The organism is Streptomyces sp. NPDC048461 (genome assembly GCF_055587105.1).
In genome coordinates this window covers 34902-54765 of the sequence record NZ_JBVJGW010000022.1, presented here as the reverse complement: position 1 = coordinate 54765, position 19864 = coordinate 34902, and the positions used below count along the sequence as shown (strand labels likewise).

Sequence of the window (19864 nt, the reverse complement as noted above, 5' to 3'; positions counted from 1 at the left end):
CTCCGCCCGGACGTCCGGGGCACAGCCCGGAGAGGCCCCATGTTCGAAATCGCCCCGCAGCAGCTGCCGGCCCTGAACCGCTGGTTCCCCGCCGGCTCGCCCGGCCCCGGCAGCCTGGCCGAGCACGTGCTGGCCACCGGCCACGAGCAGTGGTGGGCCGACCGGCCCGACCGGCCCCGCGTGCTCGCCGTCAGCTGCGCGCACCATGTCCTGCTGCGCGGCGAGCCGAGCCTCCTCGCACCGGATGCGCTGGCGCGGTTCGCCGACCGGTACGTCGAAGCCCCCGCATGGTTCGGGCCGTCCCTCGCCTCCGCCTTCGACCGGATCGTGCCCTGGGAGCGGATGCTGTACGTCCACCGGGTCCCGGCGCCCCTCCCCCGGGCACCGCGCGGCATCACGGTCCGACGCCTGACCCACGAAGACGCTCCGGCGCTGGCCGCACTCCACCCCGAGAACGCCTGGACACACGCCGGCTGGGGCGGCCCTGGCGGGGGGCCTGGACGGCCGGCTTCCGCCTGACCCGCGCATACGTGCACCACGTCACCGGACGCGCACACGTCACGGCACGCGCGGGCGACACTACGGCTGTACGCACGTGAGCGGCCCGCGAGACGTTCCCATCACCATGCCGTAGCCGCCGCATCAGCGTCGCGTCAGAGGCCGATCCGCAGGCCGGCACCCGCCCTACCGTCTCCCCATGGGACGACGATTCACGCGATCCGTCAGCGGCGCACGGGCCGCCGTCGCAGAGCCTCCAGGACCCCGCTCGGACGACATCCACTGGGCCGGCGATCGGCGCACGGCGATCGGCGTGACGTGTCTCCTGTACACGGCCCTCCTCGCCGTGGACGCGGGCTTCGGCACGCTCGACACGACGCGCCCTCTGGACCGGCCTGGCGGTCCTCGTCTTCGTGATCCTGCTGCCGCTACGGGTTACAACGGGTCCCGGCGTACTGAGCGCCCGCGGCCTCCTGACGGGGCACATGGTCCGTACCGACAGCCTCGTCTCGATCAGGTGGTCCGACGGCGTGGCCCAGCGCATGATCCTGCGCGACACGAAGGGCAACGTGGTCGAGATCGACCCGACCGTCCTGTTCAGGAATCCCGCCATGTGGCGCCGCTTCGACGAGGACACCCGCATCTCGATCCGGCGGGGCACTCTGCTGTGCGGCGCCACGGCGCTGCGCCAGTTGGCGGCGCGCATCGACGGTGAAACCGCCCGTACCGTGTTCAAGCTCTCCGGCCTGCAGTGACCCCGGGTCCCGCCGGAGGGGCTCCGGGTACCCTCGTTCCCGTTACGGGCGATGAAGGGGCCAGCGCGGTGGTATCGAACTACCGCGCACCGAAATGCAGGCCACCCTGATGCGGTGCGGCAGGCGCCGTAGCCGCCGGCGGCGTCGCGAGCACCGCGGTGAAAGCCGTCGTAGCGATGCACAAGGCCATCTTCGTCTTCACGGGGTCTTCTTACCGGAACCTCGGCGGCTGCCGGCTGTCGGGACACGAGCACTCCCGACAGCTGGTCTCGACACCGGGACCCCATGAACCCGTTCAGGCGTTCGATGGGGGCTCAGGTCAGGCGGCGGCGAGGCTGATCTGATCCTTGAAGATCACCCAGCGCTGGCCCGGGTCCTTGGTGTCGCACGGCTTGGTCGACACGTTCGGGGTGTTCCAGGCGTTGGCGAAGCAGTAGGCCGGGGCGTAGGCGAGGGTGATCTGCTGGCCCGAGACGTTCCAGTACTGTCCCTGGTCCTTCGGGTTGCACGGCTTCACCGAGACGTCCGAGGCGTTCCAGGTGTTGGCGAGGCAGTAGGCCGGGGCGTTGGTCAGGGAGATCTGGTGGCCCGAGAGGGTCCAGTGCTGGCCTTGGTCCTTGGTGTCGCAGGGCTTGGTGGAGATGTTCGGAGTGTTCCAGGCGTTGGCGAGGCAGTAGAGGCCGGGAGCCTTCAGCGTCGGGGCTGCAGCACTGGTTGCCTGTGCCCCGGTGGCCGGCAGGAAGGAAGCGGTCAGCGCCAGTGTGGTGAGGGCGAGCGTCTTGCGGAGGGTGATTGCCATGAGGGCGAAATCCGTTCCTGGTGGAGAAGTGGGATGAGCGCCCGGCGGCGAGTGGGATTTCCATCCCGCTTCGAGCGCAGGGCAATTGGTAGCAGCAGCCAAGAGTTGGCCAACGGTTTCTGCGCGGCATCTTCATTCCAATGAGCCGCGATATGTGATGACCCGACAGAGGCCCGAGAGGGCGGTCGGGCCGTGCTCCGCCTGCCGGGCCACGGCCGACACCGGATCAGTACGTACCTCTGCACGCCGGGCGGGACTGGTGGGCTCGCATGGTGAGGTGTCGCGCGGTACGGCCGACCGGATCGCCGATACAGGTCTCCCAGCTGGTCGGCGCGGGAAGGGCGCGCCGCTCTCTGGAGCATGGGGAAATCCGCGCAAGCGATGTCGTGAATGCCGCCTGTGATGCGCTCGTCGCCGGACTCGACACCCCCTGCCTGCGGATGCTCGCCGCCTGCACGCGCGCCGAGGCTGACCACGACCTCGGCGGCCGCGGGGCTCTCGCCGCCGGCCTACGCGGCGATGACCTGCTCCGGGGCGGCCCGGTACTCGTCGCGCAGCTCGCTCATGTCGAGCCCGGACAGGGTTTCGGCGAGGGCGAGGGCGGCGTCGGGGACGGGGACCTGGTCGGTGGCGCGGATCTCGTCCGGCCAGCGCAGGCCGTGCAGGACGATCAACCCCGGGCAATTGCATCCGATGCAGGACGGCGTTGGGTCGAGGGCCTGGTGGCTGAAGGTCTTGTCGCAGACGCTACCCGGCGATCTCGACTCGTCGACCTGCCCCTTTGCCGATGATCATGCATTTACTGCATGATTCACGCGTCTGGAGAGGTGGATTGGTGGAGCGGATCTCAGTACCGGGCGCGTCCCGGATGGCGCTGGTGGAGGGCGTGGCCCTGCTGCATCCCAAGGAGGCTGTGTTCGAGGCCATGCTGTCGGGTTGGGGTGCCCAGCAGGTTGGCGGACGCGGCTTGCAGAGGAGGACGGTCGAGGCCCGGGCGTCGGTCGTGCGCCGGTTCGTGGCACGGACGAACGAGCATCCGTGGACCTGGTCGGCCAGTCACCTCGACGAGTGGATGGCCGACCTTGTGTCGGCGGGCCGTACCGCGCCGTCGACGATCCGGTCCTATCAAGGGGCGATGCGGTTGTTCTGCGACTACATCACCTCGCCGTACTACCAGTGGCCAGCGGTGTGCGAGGAGCGGTTCGGGACGCATCCGGTGCAGATCTGCCACGAGTGGAACACCGTGGCGCACTTGGCTGAGTACGAGGGCGGCCCAGGTCGTCGGCCCTTGACGAGGGCAGAGTGCCAGGCACTTTTCGACTACGCCGACGAGCAGGTGGAGCGTGCGGTACGACGCGGGCGCAAGGGAGCGTTGGCCGCGTACCGGGACTCGACGGTGTTCAAGGTGATCTACGGGTGGGGGCTGCGGTGCAGTGAGGCCGCGAGGCTGGAAGTCGCGGACTGGTACCGGAACCCGAAGGCACCGGAGCTGGGCCGTTTCGGGTCGCTGCACGTGCGGTGGGGGAAGCGGACGAAGGGCTCGCCGCCGCGGCGGCGGATGGTGCTGAGCGTGATGCCGTGGGCGGTGGAGGCGGCCGAGGACTATCTGGTCAACCTGCGCCCCCGCTACCGGGCGGCGGACGGTCCGGACCTGTGGTTGACCGAGCGTGGGGGCCGGCTGCAGCCGCGGGAGATCGAGGACCGGTTCGCTGAGTACCGGCGCGCGATCGGTCTGGCCGAGGACTTGACCCCGCACTGCCTGCGTCATTCCTACGTGACGCATCTGATCGAGGACGGAGCGGATCCGAAGTTCGTCCAGGAACAGGTGGGGCACCTCTACGCTTCGACGACCGCGATCTACACCGGGGTGAGCGGGGACTTCATGAACACGATGATGCGCAAGATCCTGGACCGGACCTTGGCCGGGCAATGAAAGGGCGGGACCGATGAGCGCGAAGCTGGACTACCGGTGGCGGCTGAGGGAGGTCATGGCCCTGCGGGGCATGTTCTCGACTACCGACCTGGCGCCGCTGCTCTCGGAGCGGGGGATCGATCTGTCGTCGAGCCAGGTGTACCGGCTGGTCGCGGAGAAGCCGGAGAGGCTGAACCTGAACACGCTGATGGCTCTGCTCGACATTCTGGGCTGCTCGATGGATGAGCTGATCGAGCCCGTCGCGGCGTCGGCGGTCCGTCGTCGCACCGCGGGCGAGGCAAGGCCCTCTCCAGGAACTGGCGGTACGGCCGATCAGGGGCTGGGTGCGCTGCGCCCGCGCCGGGCGCGGATCCTGCCTGAGTAGGCCTGCAGTGTCCACCGAAGAGGGGCTGTCCCAGAGCGCCGCCGTTGCGTCGGTGGCCATCATCGAGGCAGTGCTGGCTGTCGAGCCGGGGCTGGACCCGGCCGTTGTCACCGAGGCCCTGGGTGCGGTTGCCCCGAGCTTGGCCGGCCGGCGGGAAATCGCCCGGGCCCTGCGCACGGATCCTGTCCTGCTGACGGGTGCCGGTGCCCGGGGCTCGGCCCGGATGGTTCGCTTCATCGACGCTCTCTTGGCCCGCGGTGCTCAGGTGGTGGTCCGCCCGGTGTGCGGCCTGTGTGGGAAGGAGGGGGTCGCCTCCCCGCTGGGCGGTGTGCGGGTATGCCGGTCCTGCTATGTGAGGGGCCGGACGGAACCCTGCGGACGGTGCGGGAAGATCCGGCCGGTAGGCGGGCGGGACTCCTGTGGCGCCGCCCTGTGTCTGCCGTGCGTTCGTGCGGACCCTGCCAACCACTCTGCGTGCACGGGCTGCGGCCGCACGGCGTGGATCGTGCGGCGCATCGATGGGGCCGGACTCTGTGCCCGCTGCTATCGCCTCCCGCCCGCGGTCTGCTCGACATGCGGCCGTACCCGGCCCTGCCTGTACGCCAAGACCCCCAGCCCGCAGTGCGGGTCGTGCAACAACCTCCAGCGACGTGCGGTCGTGTGCGCGGGCTGTGGCCTGGAACGACGCGTTGAGGTCCGCAGGCAGGACGGCCGGCCGCTGTGCGCAAACTGCGGGCGCCAGCGGCTGGCGTGTTCACAATGCGGGTGGAAGCGCCGCGTCGGTGGGCGCACGCCGGACGGCGCGCCTCTGTGCCGCTCCTGCTACGCCGCCCATCCGATCGCCCGTCAGCCGTGCGTCGGCTGCAAGGTCGTGACCCGGCTGCACCGCCACGGCCTGTGTCCCCCGTGCGCACTCGTTGCGCTCCTGGACCGGCTCCTGGCCGGCCCTGATGGCACCGTCGCCCCCGGCCTACGGGCGGTCGCCCGCAGTTTGCATCGGGCCGAGCCCCGGTCTGTCCTGCGCTGGCTGGAGGAGCGACCCGGCCCGCAAGCCGTGCTGCCCGCCTTGGCCCAGGCCGAAGGCCCGCTCACCCATGTTCTCCTCGACGGCCTGGCTCCCGCGAGAGCTGTACGCCAGCTGCGCGCCGCCCTCGTGGTCGACGGCGTGCTCCCGCCCCGCGACGAACGCCTGGCCGCCCTGGAGCGTTGGCTCCCCCGCGCCCTTGGGAACCTTCCTGATCCTGAGGACCGGCACGCGGTTCGCTCTTTCGCCACCTGGCACCACTTCAAGCGGCTGCGCCGGATCTCCCTGCCAGCCACTACGTCGGGTTACCAGGCCATCGGCGTACGCCGTGACATCCAGGCCGGCGCCGCGTTGACAGTGTGGCTTCGTGACCAGGGCACCAGCCTCACCGCCTGCTCCCAGCACGACATCGACGCTTGGCTCAGCGGCCGCCACTACCTGCGCTACACCGCCAGTACTTTCCTGTCCTGGGCGGTCGCCCACCGCTTGGCCCACCGCGTGGCCATCCCCCGCGCACGCGGCAACACCCAGGTGTCCGTTCTCGGGCACGACCGCAGATGGCGCCTGGTCCGCCGACTTATCCAAGACGACAACCTCGAACCGCTCACCCGGGTGACCGGCCTGCTCGTGCTGCTGTACGGGCAGCCCGTTAGCCGTATCGCCCGCCTCCGCCTCGACCAGCTCGCATGCACTGGCGAGCATGTCACCCTCGCGCTCGGTCCCGAACCTACCGTCCTGCCCACCCCTCTCGACCACCTCGTCCTAGGCCTCGCTGCCCAGCGCCACGGCCGCGGTGTTCTCGGCCGTACCGACGACCACCGCTGGCTCATCCCTGGCCAAACGGCAGGCGAGCCCATCACCGTTCAGCCGTTGGTCCAACGCCTGAACCAACTCGGCATCCGGGCCCGCCCCGCCCGCAACACCACCCTGATGGAACTCGCCGCAGAGCTTCCCGCCGCTGTCATCAGCCGACTCCTCGGCCTGAGCATCACCTCAGCCGAACACTGGACCGCCGAGGCCGCAGCCAGCCGCATCCACTACGCAGCTGACTTGGCTCAACGCTGATGAGGCGCCGCACCGGACCCATGCGCCGGCCGGGTCCTCGTCGGGGTCCATGGTGAGCCCAAGGGGCAGTTGGATGATCTTGGCGGGGTAGCCATGCGGTTCGGCGCGACAAGCCGGGTGGTTCTCCTCTTCCTGAAGGTCCTGCCCGCAGATCAGACGACTGAGATCGATTGCCCAGCACCCCGTCTGCCGCGCGCTGCCATCATGCTCGAATGGCCCACGACATAGTGTTCTTCCTCGCCCCTGACGACGAGACGGCCGCCTCGACGCGCCTGCGGGTACCGGGCGGGGACTGTGAGACCGTGACCTGCCGATTTATTGAGCCAGACAGTGCCATCGCCGAGTGGGACATGTACTTCGAGGCGCCTTCAACCGAGGCCCCGCCGCTTGAGCAGCTCTATGCGTGGCGGCCATGGCCGGAGTGGGTCACCGCCCCCTTGAACGATGGCGTTGAGGTGTTCGCTCTGCCGAAGCGGCTGACCCGAGCGCTCGGCAAAGCCAGTTCCGCCGAACTCGACGAGCTCGCAGGCCGCTGGATTGCGCGGCTCCGATCTGAGGACGGCGACGATATGACCGACGATGATCTCCTTGCGGTCTTGCAGGGCGTTGCCCGCCTCGCAGCGTCTGCGGCAAATACGGGTGGCGGCCTCTACAGCTGGAGCTTCTGACCGTCTCCCCGCGAGGGACGCTCATTCTTGACGCCGCTGCACGCCAAGAGCTCGGTCCCGGTGGCGTCGAAGTACAGGGTGAAGAACCAAGACCGGTCTGCTGCGCTGATGTTGCCGGTACGCAGGTGCTCGTCGCGGTGCAGAGCTCCGAGGATCTCAACGGTCTCGTCAAGGCCGAGGGTCGTCAGGCCGATCTTCAACGACCGTTTCAGCCTTGTCGCAGCGATGCCGAGGACCATCCACTGTGGCGGCTGTCCGTTGTAGAGCATTACCTCGCCGCCCGCGGCGATGGCGTCGCGTGCCGCCTCGCAGGCACCGGTCTGGTCTTTGAGCATCGCGGTGATATCGGGCTGACTTGGGTTCTCGTCCTCGGTGGCCATGCAGCGACTGTAGGGAGCGAACGCGGGCGTTGCTACAGGATTCGGCGTGGCCTGCGCGGGGCTGTTGGGCCGTGGGGAGCCATCAGGACCGCCTACCCAGCGGGGGATGTCCGTCGATGACGATGCTACTTCGAGCTGATGGCCGCAGCCTGCGTGCGGCATCGTTCCAGCCCTGCAGTCACCTCTTCGTGGTCCGGGCGGTCCTGGCTGGCCAGGAGTTCACCCGCCACGGTCATGGCGGCCCAAAAATCGGGTGGTGAGCCGCGCCCGTCCCGGAAACGGGTTTTGGCGAAGTAGAGGAAGATCTTCGTGAGCTCCCCGCTGCGAAACCACGCGAGCAGGCCGCCGGGATAGCCTCCGCGGGCACCAGCGGCGGTTCCCAAGAGGTCGCGGATGCGCTCCTCGTGTTCCTCAAGTACTCGGTCCACGATGAAGACGTGCCCAAACCTGAGAAGGAAGGCGAGGTCCTCCTCCTCACCCACCGCGAAGTCTGAGAAGAGTGGCTCGACCTCGCGGAGCCGGACCTCGGCGTCAGTCCGGGGCACACCCAGGGCCAAGCACACGGCCAACACACAGCCACCCCAGTTGCCGGTCCTCGCGGCCAGCTCGGCGAAGACCTCCTCGTCGCTCTGCCCTGCGGCGAACATCTCCTGCGCCTCCAGAACCAGCGCGCCCTCGCCCTCCCCATGACTCATGGCGAGAGGCTACCGCGAGGTGCGATGGCCGAGCCGGCCGCGATCCCCTCGCTCACCGAGGCAGCACGAAGCTTCCCAGCCAGCCGGGTGTGAAGCGCAGCAGAGCCGGATTGCAGCCCTATTCCGCACACTCGAATATCCGAAGCTACCGACAACCTTGTCCATGACGCGCAGGAGGCTCAGGCGCTCGCGGTCGCGCATCGCGAACTTGGCGACGGCGAGCTTGCTGCTGCGCTGCAGGGCCTGGCGCGGCAGCTCGTACGGCTTGGCGCCGACGGCGTCGGCGGCGGCGGCGAGGTAGCCGGAGGCGCCGATCTGGATCGGGTCGATGCTGTCGGCCGGGACGGACGCGACGATCTCGATGGCCTTCGCGGTCGGCAGCGGCATGTTGTCGAGGTCGGCGTCGGTGATCTCCACGAGCGTGCCCGTCGCGGTCTCGTAACCGCGGCCGATCTCGTCCTGCCGCAGCTTGCGGCCGTCGAGCTCGCAGACCTTTCGGTTACTGATCAGGCCGCCGTCGGCGAGGTGGGTCTGCCAGAAGGACACCGCGTGCGACTCGGTAGCGGGGTAGACCTTGATCGGAATGGTGACCAGCCCGTCGATCGTCACCGGGCGGCCCTGGTCGAAGGCGCTGGATCGCGGTCATCGGTCCTCCTCCCGGGAGCCGGCCCTGACGGACACCGAGGGACTGGAGGCGGGAGCGGATGGTGCCTCGGATGCGCGACGTGATCCTGCTGCTGCGGCGCCGCGCGGACGTCAGCGGAGAGTCCGTCCTGCCGTGGGACGACCGCAACGAACGTGTCGTGCGGGTACGCACGCACGGAACCGGTGGTCGGATACGTCCACATACCAAGACTGGTACGGACCACGGCGCCCGGAGTGGCCTTGGGTGGACTCCGTCAGGCTGTTGGAATGATCACGCGAAGTACGCGCGGCAAGTGAATCGGGAGAACCTTTTGAAAGCGCCAGCACTGAGCGCGGGCCGTAGGCCGTCCGGATCGGCTGAAACGACCCGCTTCTGCGCCGTCGCGGCAGCGGTCGACCCCGCTGCCCTCGGCGCGCTGCTCGACGAGCGGCGTCTGCAACTGGCGCGACGGCCCGACGTCGAGGACGTGTTCGCGCGCGCGGCCGAGGTGGCGCGGGTCTACGCCCGGTGGTTCGAGGCCCAGGGCCACACCTGTCCGCTGCCCGGCCAAATCGCCGCGGCCCGGAGCAAGGGCCTGCCCTCGATCATGCCGACCATCGACACGCTGCTGTACGCGGAGCTGACCACCGGCGTACTCATGGGGGCCCAGGACGCGGACGCCATCGACGGCGGACTGCGCTTCGACTGGGCGCGCGAGGGCGAGTCCTTCACCGGGTTCCGCTCCACCGTCACCTGTGTCCGCGACGAGCCCGTGGTACGGGACGCGACGGCGATCGTGGCCTCGGTGCTCCAAGGCCCCGACCGCCGCACCAGCGTCACCAAGAACTCCCGGCACCTGGTCTTCACGGTGTACGACGCCCCCGGGCTGCCCGTCGAGGCGTTCGACGCGGGGGTGGGCGTGCTGCGTGAACTCCTCACGGCGGCCGGCTCCGAGCCCGAGGTACTGGAGGTGCTCCTGTGACCGGTTTCAGCGCGGCCGACTGCGAGCGGCTCTCCCAGGACCCGCTGCCCAGCCGCCACCAGCGCCGCATCCTCATATCCGCCGGCCCGGACGGCGCCGGACCGGCCCGCCTCCAGCAGGCCGCGGCCCGCTGGCAGCGCCAGTACGTCGGCGGGGTCTACGTGCGCGTACCGGGCGACGCCGCCCGGCAGAGCGCCACCGTCGCCGAGTTCACGGCCGCCGGGTGCACCCTGCAGGCCATCCACTTCTACCGGCCCGCGGACGTCCCCACGCTGTCCTTACTGGCAGGGCGCATCGACGCGCTGCCCCTGGACGCGGAGTTCGACTCGCTCCGGGCGGCGGAGCTGGTGCTGCTCGGAGCGACCGACGTGGTCGGCCCCTACCCGCAGCGGGACATGGACGCGGCACGTTCCGCGGCCGCGTACGTCAACAGCCGGCTCGGCGAGGACGCCCTGGCGCTCCCCCTGGTGACCCGGGTGCCGGGAAGCATGGTCACGGCCGGGGGGCCGGAGGGGCCCGCGGCCCCGGGCTGGGCCGCGCTGGAGGACCATTTCGCCGACTCGGCGCGGGCCCTGGCGGCCGAGGCCGAGAGCCGGTTGGAGGTCTTCGACGCGCTGGACCACCTGCGGGGCGGCGGGGACGCCCTGCCCTTCTCGGCGGCCCTCGCCGACGAATGACCGGGCGCACCACCGACCACACCGTTTGAAGCGTCACCAGCGATCCGGGGGGAACCGAGATGCGCACCACGACCACCGCCACCACTACGACGACCTTACGCGCCGTACTGGATTTCGACCTGGCCGACTACGTCCGCCACGCCCGCGCCGAGGGCCGCGACCGCCTCGACCCCGAACTGCGCGCCTGGATGGCCGAGGCCTACGAGGACATCGTCGTCCTTCTCGCCCTGGACCGCGACCGGCTCACCCGCCAGGAGCGGGCCGTGCTCCGCTTCGCCGAGCTCGTCTTCCAGGCGGAATGGAAACTGGCTCTCCCCGGCGGCGAGAGCCCCCAGGAGGTCGCCGCCCGCGGCGGCGGCCCCCTGGACCGGCGCGGCAAGCGCTACCAGCCCTACGGCAACGTCCGTTTTCTCAACCACGTCCTCGGCACCCGCTCCCACGCCCCCGACGGCGCCGTCGAGCGGGCCTGCTGGCAGGCGATCCGCGCCACCGCCGCGGGCTGGCGGGCGTACGAACAGCGCACCGTCGAAGGCACCGAGAAGTGGGCCCAGGACGCACTGCCCAGCGCCGCGCAGCTCACGGAGCGCATTGCACGGCTCGGCTCGCTGGTCTCGCTGACCGCCGGCCGCGCTCCCGCGCTGCGGCCCGCCTCCGCCGAACCGCCCCGCCACTGGCAGGATTATCTGCTCCCGCACGGCCGCGCCGACATCCTGGAGCACCTGGCCGTCCTCCCGCAAACCACCCAGCACGACGAGGTCACCTTCCTGCGGGTGATCCACCTCGTCGAGGCCACCACCTGGGGCGTGCTCGCCCGGGTGATGTCCGCCGCCGAATGGCTGCGTGCCGGGCAGTGGGAGTACGCCACCGAGTGCCTGGACCGCGCGGCGACCATGGCCGCCGCGCAGACCGAGGCGCTGCTCGTGATGCGCAGGACCATGCCCGTCGAGCACTTCCACGGCTTCCGGGAGGCCACCGGCGACGCCAGCGCCGTTCAGGCCTTTCCCACCCAGCTGCTCCACATCCACCTGCTCGGGGTACACCCCGAGAAGGTCGAGGCACTCGGCGAGGCTACCGAGAACTCCTACGTACTGATGCACCAGAACCCGGACTTCGAGCCGTTGCGGGACCTGCTGCGCTGGGTGCCCGACGAGGAGTCCGGACAGCGGGTACTGGACGCGGCCTACCGCCTCGACCAGGAACTCTTCGCCTGGCGGAAGGTCCACTACGGGGTGGCGTTGCGCTACCTCTCACCGGAGGCCACCGGCTCGGGCGGCACCTCCGGCGCCCCGTACCTGCGCGGTTTCTACCAGGACCGGCTGTTCGACGCCGACGACCGCACGCTGCTGCCGCAGCACCGCACGGCGGGGACGGCCGTGCTCGACCCCTGGATCCGGGCCCGCTCCGCATTGTCCCCCTTCAACTGAACGTAAGGGAAACACCGTTCGGCCGGGGAGGCGTATCGTGCGGGATCACTCCTCGTACGCCTCCCCGATGCGCCGGACCGCCTCCGAGATGCTCGACCGCCCCAGGGCCGTGTACCCGAGGACCAGACCGGGCAGGGCGGTACCCGGCCGGTCGTAGAACACCCGGCTGCCCTTGACCAGGACGGACCGCCGCAGCGCCCGGGCCACCAGCCGCTCCTCGTCCGCGCTCTCCGGCAGCGTCGCGAACACGTGCAGCCCGGCGACCGGACCCACCAGCGTCGCGGACGGCAGGTACCGCTCCACGGCCTGCATCAGGGCCCCGTGCTGCGCCCGGTAGCGCGTCCGCATCTTGCGCAGGTGACCGTCGAGCAGGCCGCTGCGCAGGAAGTCCGCGAACGCCAGCTGCATCAGTCCGTCGCCGCCCAGGTCTCGCCGGACCCGGACCATCTCCATCAGCCGCGTCAGCTCGGGCGGCAGCACCAGCCACCCCAGCCGCAGACCGGGCGCGAGGAGCTTGCTCGCCGTACCGGCGTAGATGACCCGCTCGGGGCTCACGGGCTGCATCGCGAGGTGGCGGCCTCGGTGGTCCAGCCACAGCCCGCCGTCGTAGTCGTCCTCGATGATCCAGCCGCCGGTGTCCTGCGCCCAGCGCACCAGCTCCTGCTTGCGCTGCTGGGACATGGGGATGCCCAGGGGGAACTGGTGCGAGGGCGTGACCAGCACGGCCCGCACCCCGCTGGCATAGAGCGGTTCGATCTCCACGCCCTCCGCCCCCACCGGCACCGCCACCGTCCGGATGCCGTTCTCCTCGATGAACTGGCGCTGCCGGTCGTGGCTGGGGTCCTCGACCGCCAGCCGGTCCACGCCCAGTTCGACCAGGGCCGCGCAGATCAGCCCCAGACCGTGCGCGAACCCGCCCGTCACCATGGTGTTGTCGGGGTGCCCCAGCACACCGCGCACCCGGCCGAGGTAGGAGATCAGTTCCGTGCGCAGCTGGTCGACACCGAGCAGCGGCGGATAGCCGAGCCCCTGATAGCGGGCCGACTCCACCGCCCGCTGGTAGGAACTGGTCCACTCGCGGTGCGGGAAGGTCGCCGCGTTCGGCGTACCCGGCAGCAGGTTGAACCGGGCCGGGGGCACCGCCCGGTCCACCAGAACCACCGGCTTCCTGATCCGGTTGTCGGCATGGGCCGCCACCCGCGTCCCCGACCCGCGCACCGACTCCAGCAGCCCCTCCCCGGTGAGCTTCTCGTACGCCTCCACCACCACGCTCCGGGACACCTGGAGGTCCTGGGCGAGTTGACGACTGGACGGCAGCCGGGAATGGGGCGCCAGCCGGCCCTGTTCCACCTGGCGGCGCAGCTGGTCCGCGATCTGGGCTCCCAGTGGCTCGGGTCCGTCACGACGGACCTCTAGTACCACGTGCCACGTCATGGAATCCCCCTGCTCAAGCGTGTGTTGCGTCAGCCGCGAACTTACAGGTGGATTGCGATTGGTCCGGTTCCGAGCCGTTCAACTGGTCTGGTGTGCTGTTACCCGGATTCGCAGACTGTGTTCTTGTGACAGCCCGCGAACTGACGACGACCTGGCCGGACCTGCTCCGTTCCCTGCTGGACGGGCGGGACCTGCCGGTGGCCGAAACCTCCTGGGCCGGGGAACAGGTGATGACCGGCGGGGCGACTTCCGACCAACTGCCTTCGCTGCTCGTCGCGTTGCGGGGCAAGGGAGACCGCCGAGGTGCGCGGCTTCGTGGACGCGAGGCGCGCCCACGCCGTGCCCCCTGGACGTGCGGCCCCACCGTCGACGTGGCCGGCACCGGCGGCGACCGTGCCCGTACGGTCGACATCTCCACCGTGGCCGCAGTCGTGGCCGCCGCGGCCGGGGCGCGCGTCGTCAAGCACGGCAACCGGGCCGCGCAGGCCGCCGCACGGGACCCACGGGTGGCCGGTCTCCCCTGCACCGAGTGGATCGGGGGTCGGCCGGAACGGGCCGCCGAGACCGTCGGCTCCGGCGCGGCCACCACCCTGACCGGGCGCCGGGCCGAGGTCTCGGCCACGTTCGTGCCCTGACCCTGCGACCCCCGTTCCCGAACCCGTAGCCGTTCCTCCGCTTGCTCTGCGCTCCGCGTGCGCCGCGACGGCCGACCGTCGCACGGCCCGCGGCACGCAGCCGTCCCCGAACCGAACCGAAAGGTGCCCCGATGCCTTCCCCGTCGCCGTTCCCGCCCTCGTCGGACGCCCCCGGCCCCGACGTCCGTCCGCTGCTGATCCTGATCAGCCCCATGGACCAGGAGACCCGCGGCCACCTGCTGGAATCCGTGGCGCAGGAGCACCGGATCTGGCTGTTCTCCGACCGGGAGCCCGGCTGGGAGGCCCCGTTCATCACCGGGCACACCCTGGTCGACACCCTGGACGCCGAGGGCATGACCCGCCACGCCGGTCCCGTCGGCGCGGACGCGATCCTGTGCTGGGACGAGACGCGCATCCTGCCGGCTGCCCGGGTGGCCCGAGCCCTCGGTCTGCCCGGGCTCACCCCTGAGGCGGTACTGACCTGTCGCGACAAGCACCTGACCCGTCTCGCGGTGGCCGCGGCCGGCGGCCCCCAGGCCCGCTCCACCGCCGTGTCCACGCTGGACGAGGCGTACGCGGCGGCCGCTCGGACGGGCTACCCCGTCGTGGTCAAGCCACGCGCGCTGGTCGGCAGCACGGGCACCCGGATGGCCCGCACGCCCGAGGAACTCGCCGCGATCTTCCCCGGCATCCGCGGGACCACCATGGTCGAGGTACGCGAGCGCTTCGAGCAGCCCGTCCTCGTGGAGGAGTACCTCGACGGCCCCGAGATCAGCGTCGACGCCCTGATCTGGGACGGTGAGGTCACCCCGCTCTTCGTGGCCCGCAAGGAGCTGAGCCCACCGCCCAACTTCGAAGAGGTGGGCCACGGCGTCGACGCCGCCGACCCGCTGCTCGCCAACCCCGAACTGCTGCGGGCGCTGACCACCGTGCACGCCGCCGTCGGCATCACCCGCGGCTGGACACACTCGGAGTGGCGCCTCACCGCAGGCGGCCCGGCTCTGGTCGAGGTCAACGCGCGCAGCGGCGGCGACTTCATCTCCTACCTGGGTCTGCTGGCCACCGGATGGAACGCCGGCCTCGCCGCCGCCTCCCTGGCCCTGGGCAAGCAGCCCGAACAGGGCGCCGCCCGGCACGGCGCAGCCGCCGTCCGCTTCCTCTACCCCGAGGTGGAGACCGTCGTGGGCCGGGTCACCATCGACCGGGACCGGCTCCCCGCCGCCATCGAGATCGCCCGGGTCGTCGCCCGGCCCGGTCACGTCCTGGAACTCCCGCCCGCCTCGCACACCGGCCGCTACGCCATGCTGGTGGCCGCCGCCGACACGGCGAACGGCTGCCGGGCGGCCCTGAACGCGGCCGAGGACGCCGTACGCCTCGAAGCGGCTGCCCCGGTCACCGCAGCGCGATGAGCGTGGACGAGGGCACGCGCAACGCCGCCGGGATGGAAGCGGTGGGCATCGCGCGCACCTGGCGCGAAGCCCCCCTGCCCGTCAAGGCGGTGATCGCCGGGATCATGGTGAACCGCCTGGGCGGCTTCCTCCAGGTGTTCCTGGTGCTCTACATGGTGGCGGGCGGCTTCCCCGTGGTGCGGGCGGGCTTCGCCCTCGCCGCACACGGCGCCGGCGCGGTCGCCGGGATCCTCCTGGGCGGCTGGCTCGTCGCCCGGATCGGCGTCCGGGCCTCGATCGTCTCCTCGATGACCGTCAACGCCGTCCTCACCGCAGCCCTGCTGTACGCCCACTCCTACCCGGTACTGCTGCTGCTCGCCGCGGGCACCGGCGCGGCGAGCCAGGTCTACCGGCCCGCCTCCGCGGAGCTGGTCAGCCGCCTGACCAGCGAGCAGCGCCGCGTGATGGTCTTCGCCATGTACCGGCTCGCCACCAACGTCGGCACCACCGCCGCCCCGCTGATCGGGGCGCTGCTCGTCACCCACTCGTACGCCCTGCTCTTCTGGGCGGAGGCGGCAGCGGCCCTGGGCGTCGCCGTGCTCGCGCAGCGGCTGCTCCCGCGCGACCGGCCCCCGCGCTCTACGGCCGCCCCGTCGGCGCGGCCGCGGGGTACCGGCACCACCGGATACCGGGCCGTGCTGCGCGACCGGGGTTTCGTCCTGTTCCTGCTGGCCATCCTGGGCTTCTCCGCCGTCTACACCCAATACCTGTCGACGCTGCCGCTCGCCGTGCGCGCCCACGGCTTCGACATCTTCGTCTACGGCGTGCTCGTCGCGGTCAACGGGGCCATCGTCATCCTCTGCGAGCTGCTGGTCACCCGGCAGGTACAGCGCTGGCCGGCCCGAGTGACGAGTATCGCCGGGATCCTGGCCGTCGGCGCGGGCCTGACCGCCTACGCCCTGCCGCTGGGCCTCGCCGGACTGGTGCTCGCCACCGTGGTGTGGTCCGTCGGCGAGATCATCGGCTCCCCGACGATGACCGCCTACCCCGCGCTGGCCGCGGCGCCGGAGAACCGCAGCCAGTACCTCGGCGCCTCGCAGGCGATGTTCGGCGTCGGCTCCGCCGTGGGTCCCGCCGCCGGGGTCGCCGCGTGGGCCTTGATGGGCGACGCCGTCTGGCTGCTGTGCGGGGCCGTCGCGGTGCTCGCGGCGCTCGCCGCCCACTTCGGGATGCCGGCCTCGCCGGGCCGTACATCCCCCTCGGACAAGGAGAGTTGAGAGAACGTGTCACCGGTTCCCCGCAGAAGTTTCCTCACGGCGTCCTCAGGAACGGCCCTGACCGGAGGACTGCTCCTCGACGGGTTCGCCGCCCCACCCGCCCGGGCCGAGGCGCCGTCGCCCGATCCCGTACCGCCGGCCCCGGCCACCGCGGAGGCCGGCGAGCACGTGTCCCTGCGCTTCACGGACGCCACCAACGGCGCCGCTACCGCGACCGCCGGCGGGGACCGGGTCGTCGCCGAGGTGCAGGGCGTCCTGTGGGCGGTGCCCCGGGACGGCTCGGCCGCCACCGCGCTGACTCCGCCGGACCTGGAGCCGAACCGGCCGGTCTTCTCGCCCGACGGCCGGCAGGTCGCCATGAGCGCCTACCGGGACGGAGCTTTCCACATCTGGCTGATGCGGGCGGACGGTTCCGGTCTGCGCAGGCTCACCGACGGCCCCTGGGACGACCGGGCGCCCGCCTGGTCCCCGGACGGCCGCACCCTCGCCTTCTGCTCCGAGCGCGGCGGCGACCCCGTCACCGGCGCCCCGTACCGCATCTGGACCGTGTCCGTGCGCGACGGCGCCCTGACGCAGGTGACCGGCCTTCCCGGCCGGGACGGGCCCGGACAGGACCACCAGTGGGAGGACTTCGACCCGGCCTGGACCGCCGACGGCTCCCGGCTGCTGTTCGTCCGCGCGGGCTGGACCGCTCCCGTGCTGACGGCCCGTACGCTCGTGTCCGCCGCGGCCGACGGGAGCGCGGCGCGCGTCGAACACACCGCCGCCGAGGGCAACCTGCTGGCTCCCGCCGTCTCCCCGGCGGGGCGCACCGTGTGGCTGCGGAGCACACCCGGGCCACCGAAGACCGAGGCGATCGCCCTGTTCGTGGACGGCCGTCAGGTGGCGCTGGACGCCGAACTCGCGCCCGCCCCGCCGCGCTGGATCGACGACGAGCAACTGCTGCTGACCGTCGGCGGCCGCTTTCGGGTGATCCGCCCGCACCGCGACGACCGGGGGCACGAGATCGCCCTCGACGCAACCCTCCGGGTCCGCCGGCCCCGCTACACGGTCAAGGAGTACGCGCTGGAGGCCGAGACCTCCCGCCCGGTGCGCGGCATCCACCAGCCGAGCCTGTCCCCGGACGGGCGCGGCATCGCCTTCGCCGCGCTGAACGCCCTGTGGGTGGTGGGCGTCTCCGGCGGCTCCCCGCGCAAGATTCTGCAGAGCCCGCCCACCGCCTACGTCCAGGGCCCGGTGTGGTCCCCTGACGGCCGCGCGCTGATCTGGACCGACGACCGGGACGGGCTGGGCGCGGTGCGCCGCCGCGAGCTCGACGGAGGGGCGGAGAGCGTCCTCGCCCCCGGCGGCCGTGTCCACGGGGTGCCCTCGCCGGATGGGACCCGGCTGGCCTGCCTGGACATGGCGGGCAACCTGCTGGTGCGGGAGCTTTCGACCGGTGCCGAGCGGGTGCTGGCCACCCCGCTGGGCGGCGGCGGGCTCCCGGGCCGGCCGAGCTGGTCGCCCGACGGCCGCTACCTCGCCCTCTGCGACCGCAACCGGCTCAACTTCCGCTTCCGCGAAGGCCACAACCTCATCCGTGTCGTCGACACGCACACCGGCGCGGCCCGCCTGTACGGCCTGGCCCCGCACGTGTCCCTGTCCGACCGGTACGCCTCGGGGCCCGTCTGGTCCCCGGACGGGCGGGCGATGGCCTGCGTCAGCGAGTCCGCGCTGTGGCTGCTTCCGGTGGGCCCCGACGGCGCCCCTGCGGGCGAGGCCCGCCTCCTGACGGAGGAGCCGGCCGACCACCCGTCCTGGTCGGGGGACTCCCGGACGCTGCTCTACCAGTCCAGCGGCCGGCTGCGGCTGCTCGGCGTCGACGCCGCGGGCGCTCCGGCCGGAGCCCCGCGCACCGTGCCGGTGTCGCTGACTTACAGGCGTCCCACCCCTGTCGACACGGTGGTGCACGCCGGGCTGCTGTGGGACGGCACCGGATCCGCGCCGCGCGCCGACGTGGACGTGCTCATCAGCGGCGGCCGGATCACCGCCGTCGAACCGCACCGTCCGGGCCGCGCCGCCGTCCGTACCGTGGACGCCTCCGCGCGTACGGTCCTGCCCGGCCTGTGGGACTCGCACGTGCACCCCTGGCAGTACACCTACGGCGCCCGCCAGGGCGCCCTCCAGCTCGCGTACGGCATCACCACGGCTGTCTCCCTCGGAGGCTTCGCCTACGAACAGGCCCGGCTGCGCGAAGACATAGCCGCGGGCCTGCTGGCGGCGCCCCGGCTGCTGGCCACGGGGGAACTGCTCGACGGCTCGCGCGTGGGCTACAGCATGGGCCGCGCGCACCGCACCGACGAGGGCTTCGCCCGCTCCCTGGCCCGCGCGGACGCGCTGGACTGGGACTTCGTCAAGACGTACGTGCGCGCCCCCTACCGGCAGATGGCCGCTGCCGCCCGCCACGCGCACGAGCGGCTGGGCGTGCTGAGCGGTACGCACCTGTGCGCCGCCGGGATCCAGTCCGGGATGGACCTCACCACGCACCTGTTGTCGACCGACCGCGCCGAGTACGGGCACGGCGCGAGCGCCGAGGGCCACACCCACCAGGACACCCTGGAGATCTACAACCGAGGCCGCTTCGACCTGATCGCCACCCCGTTCACCGCGATGGCGCTGATCGGCGCGCACCCGGAGGTGGCGCAGGACCCGCGGGTGACGGCGATGATGCCGCCCTGGGACGTCTCCGTCGTGCAGGGGCTGGCCTCCCGGCCGCCGACGGACGGTGAACTGGCCGTACTGGAACGCGAGGTCGACGCCTACCGGCGGGTGGCGCGCGGAGGCGGCCGGCTGGTGCTGGGCACCGACGCGCCGCTGTCCCCGGTCGGGCTGCACCTGCACATGGCCATGCGGGCCCTGCACCGGTACGGGCTCTCGCCGGCCGAGGTGCTGACCACGGCCACCCTGTCGCCCGCCCGGGTCTTCGGGGCGGACCGGCACCTGGGCACGGTCGAGCGGGGGAAGCTGGCGGACCTCACGCTGGTCGACGGTGACCCCTTCGAGGACTTCGCCTCCCTCATCCGTACGGTCGGTGTCGTTCGGGGCGGGGTCCTGCACGAACGGGCCGCGCTGGAAGGGGCCTTCGGCGGTCCGCGGGCGAGCCGGGCGGCCGCCCCTGCGGCGCCTCCGGGCGGCTGGGCGGCGGTCACCGAGCAAATGGTCAAGGACGGCTGCTGCGAGGACCACCGCGTGAAATGACGGC

The 19864-nt window shown here is 71.7% G+C and carries 19 protein-coding genes; 13 read left to right on the top strand and 6 right to left on the bottom strand.

Annotated features, from left to right (window positions below; genetic code table 11):
- The first annotated feature begins 39 nt into the window (after nucleotides 1-39).
- Together ACZ6S8_RS30030 and ACZ6S8_RS30025 are read left to right on the top strand one after the other, a co-directional pair.
- Entirely contained in the window at nucleotides 40-519 is a 480-nt protein-coding gene (locus tag ACZ6S8_RS30030) for a hypothetical protein (RefSeq protein ID WP_469460558.1), read from the top strand.
- Nucleotides 520-983: 464 nt separating this feature from the next.
- On the top strand, nucleotides 984-1253 hold the full coding sequence (locus tag ACZ6S8_RS30025; RefSeq protein WP_469460557.1) for a hypothetical protein: 270 nt from the start codon (nucleotides 984-986) through the stop codon (nucleotides 1251-1253).
- Nucleotides 1254-1572: 319 nt separating this feature from the next.
- Here the strand turns inward: ACZ6S8_RS30025 and ACZ6S8_RS30020 are convergent, their stop codons facing one another.
- Both ACZ6S8_RS30020 and ACZ6S8_RS30015 read right to left on the bottom strand, forming a co-directional pair.
- A complete protein-coding gene (locus tag ACZ6S8_RS30020; RefSeq protein WP_469460556.1) occupies nucleotides 1573-2052 on the bottom strand; it encodes a ricin-type beta-trefoil lectin domain protein in 480 nt (159 codons plus the stop codon).
- Between the two features lie 509 nt (nucleotides 2053-2561).
- A complete protein-coding gene (locus ACZ6S8_RS30015) occupies nucleotides 2562-2726 on the bottom strand; it encodes a hypothetical protein (RefSeq protein WP_469460555.1) in 165 nt (54 codons plus the stop codon).
- Nucleotides 2727-2887: 161 nt separating this feature from the next.
- On the opposite strand from ACZ6S8_RS30015, the gene ACZ6S8_RS30010 reads away from it, so the two are divergent.
- The 4 genes from ACZ6S8_RS30010 to ACZ6S8_RS29995 all read left to right on the top strand — a co-directional run bounded on the left by ACZ6S8_RS30010 (nucleotide 2888) and on the right by ACZ6S8_RS29995 (nucleotide 7106).
- On the top strand, nucleotides 2888-3985 hold the full coding sequence (locus tag ACZ6S8_RS30010) for a tyrosine-type recombinase/integrase (protein ID WP_469460554.1): 1098 nt from the start codon (nucleotides 2888-2890) through the stop codon (nucleotides 3983-3985).
- A gap of 13 nt (nucleotides 3986-3998) precedes the next feature.
- Entirely contained in the window at nucleotides 3999-4349 is a 351-nt protein-coding gene (locus tag ACZ6S8_RS30005) for a helix-turn-helix domain-containing protein (RefSeq protein WP_469460553.1), read from the top strand.
- A gap of 871 nt (nucleotides 4350-5220) precedes the next feature.
- Nucleotides 5221-6438 carry a hypothetical protein gene (locus ACZ6S8_RS30000; RefSeq protein ID WP_469460552.1) on the top strand — a complete coding sequence of 406 codons (1218 nt, stop codon included), beginning with the start codon at nucleotides 5221-5223 and terminating at the stop codon, nucleotides 6436-6438.
- 212 nt (nucleotides 6439-6650) lie between these two features.
- On the top strand, nucleotides 6651-7106 hold the full coding sequence (locus tag ACZ6S8_RS29995; RefSeq protein WP_469460551.1) for a hypothetical protein: 456 nt from the start codon (nucleotides 6651-6653) through the stop codon (nucleotides 7104-7106).
- On the opposite strand, the gene ACZ6S8_RS29990 is transcribed toward ACZ6S8_RS29995, so the two are convergent.
- From ACZ6S8_RS29990 to ACZ6S8_RS29980, 3 genes are all read right to left on the bottom strand, one after another.
- On the bottom strand, nucleotides 7088-7486 hold the full coding sequence (locus ACZ6S8_RS29990) for a hypothetical protein (RefSeq protein ID WP_469460550.1): 399 nt from the start codon (nucleotides 7484-7486) through the stop codon (nucleotides 7088-7090). The genes ACZ6S8_RS29995 and ACZ6S8_RS29990 overlap by 19 nt on opposite strands.
- A gap of 125 nt (nucleotides 7487-7611) precedes the next feature.
- On the bottom strand, nucleotides 7612-8181 hold the full coding sequence (locus ACZ6S8_RS29985; protein WP_469460549.1) for a hypothetical protein: 570 nt from the start codon (nucleotides 8179-8181) through the stop codon (nucleotides 7612-7614).
- Nucleotides 8182-8190: 9 nt separating this feature from the next.
- Entirely contained in the window at nucleotides 8191-8790 is a 600-nt protein-coding gene (locus ACZ6S8_RS29980) for a Ku protein (RefSeq protein ID WP_469460548.1), read from the bottom strand.
- 347 nt (nucleotides 8791-9137) lie between these two features.
- On the opposite strand from ACZ6S8_RS29980, the gene ACZ6S8_RS29975 reads away from it, so the two are divergent.
- The 3 genes from ACZ6S8_RS29975 to ACZ6S8_RS29965 are packed head-to-tail and all read left to right on the top strand — an operon-like array spanning nucleotide 9138 to nucleotide 11889.
- Nucleotides 9138-9788 carry a phenylalanine--tRNA ligase beta subunit-related protein gene (locus ACZ6S8_RS29975; protein ID WP_469460547.1) on the top strand — a complete coding sequence of 217 codons (651 nt, stop codon included), beginning with the start codon at nucleotides 9138-9140 and terminating at the stop codon, nucleotides 9786-9788.
- A complete protein-coding gene (locus ACZ6S8_RS29970) occupies nucleotides 9785-10465 on the top strand; it encodes a hypothetical protein (RefSeq protein WP_469460546.1) in 681 nt (226 codons plus the stop codon). Before ACZ6S8_RS29975 ends, ACZ6S8_RS29970 begins: the two co-directional genes overlap by 4 nt.
- A gap of 59 nt (nucleotides 10466-10524) precedes the next feature.
- Nucleotides 10525-11889 (top strand): hypothetical protein, encoded by a 1365-nt coding sequence (locus ACZ6S8_RS29965; RefSeq protein ID WP_469460545.1) that lies wholly within the window; start codon nucleotides 10525-10527, stop codon nucleotides 11887-11889.
- Nucleotides 11890-11934: 45 nt separating this feature from the next.
- Here the strand turns inward: ACZ6S8_RS29965 and pdxR are convergent, their stop codons facing one another.
- Complete coding sequence (pdxR, locus tag ACZ6S8_RS29960) at nucleotides 11935-13323, bottom strand: MocR-like pyridoxine biosynthesis transcription factor PdxR (protein WP_469460544.1); 1389 nt, start codon at nucleotides 13321-13323, stop codon at nucleotides 11935-11937.
- A 125-nt stretch (nucleotides 13324-13448) separates the two neighbouring features.
- On the opposite strand from pdxR, the gene ACZ6S8_RS29955 reads away from it, so the two are divergent.
- From ACZ6S8_RS29955 to ACZ6S8_RS29940, 4 genes are all read left to right on the top strand, one after another.
- Nucleotides 13449-13958: a hypothetical protein gene (locus ACZ6S8_RS29955; RefSeq protein WP_469460543.1), complete on the top strand. Its 510-nt coding sequence runs from the start codon at nucleotides 13449-13451 to the stop codon at nucleotides 13956-13958.
- Between the two features lie 131 nt (nucleotides 13959-14089).
- Complete coding sequence (locus ACZ6S8_RS29950; RefSeq protein WP_469460542.1) at nucleotides 14090-15367, top strand: ATP-grasp domain-containing protein; 1278 nt, start codon at nucleotides 14090-14092, stop codon at nucleotides 15365-15367.
- Complete coding sequence (locus ACZ6S8_RS29945) at nucleotides 15364-16623, top strand: MFS transporter (RefSeq protein WP_469460541.1); 1260 nt, start codon at nucleotides 15364-15366, stop codon at nucleotides 16621-16623. The genes ACZ6S8_RS29950 and ACZ6S8_RS29945 overlap by 4 nt, the downstream gene beginning before the upstream one ends.
- Before the next feature lie 6 nt (nucleotides 16624-16629).
- Nucleotides 16630-19860: an amidohydrolase family protein gene (locus ACZ6S8_RS29940; RefSeq protein ID WP_469460540.1), complete on the top strand. Its 3231-nt coding sequence runs from the start codon at nucleotides 16630-16632 to the stop codon at nucleotides 19858-19860.
- Nucleotides 19861-19864 lie beyond the last annotated feature (4 nt).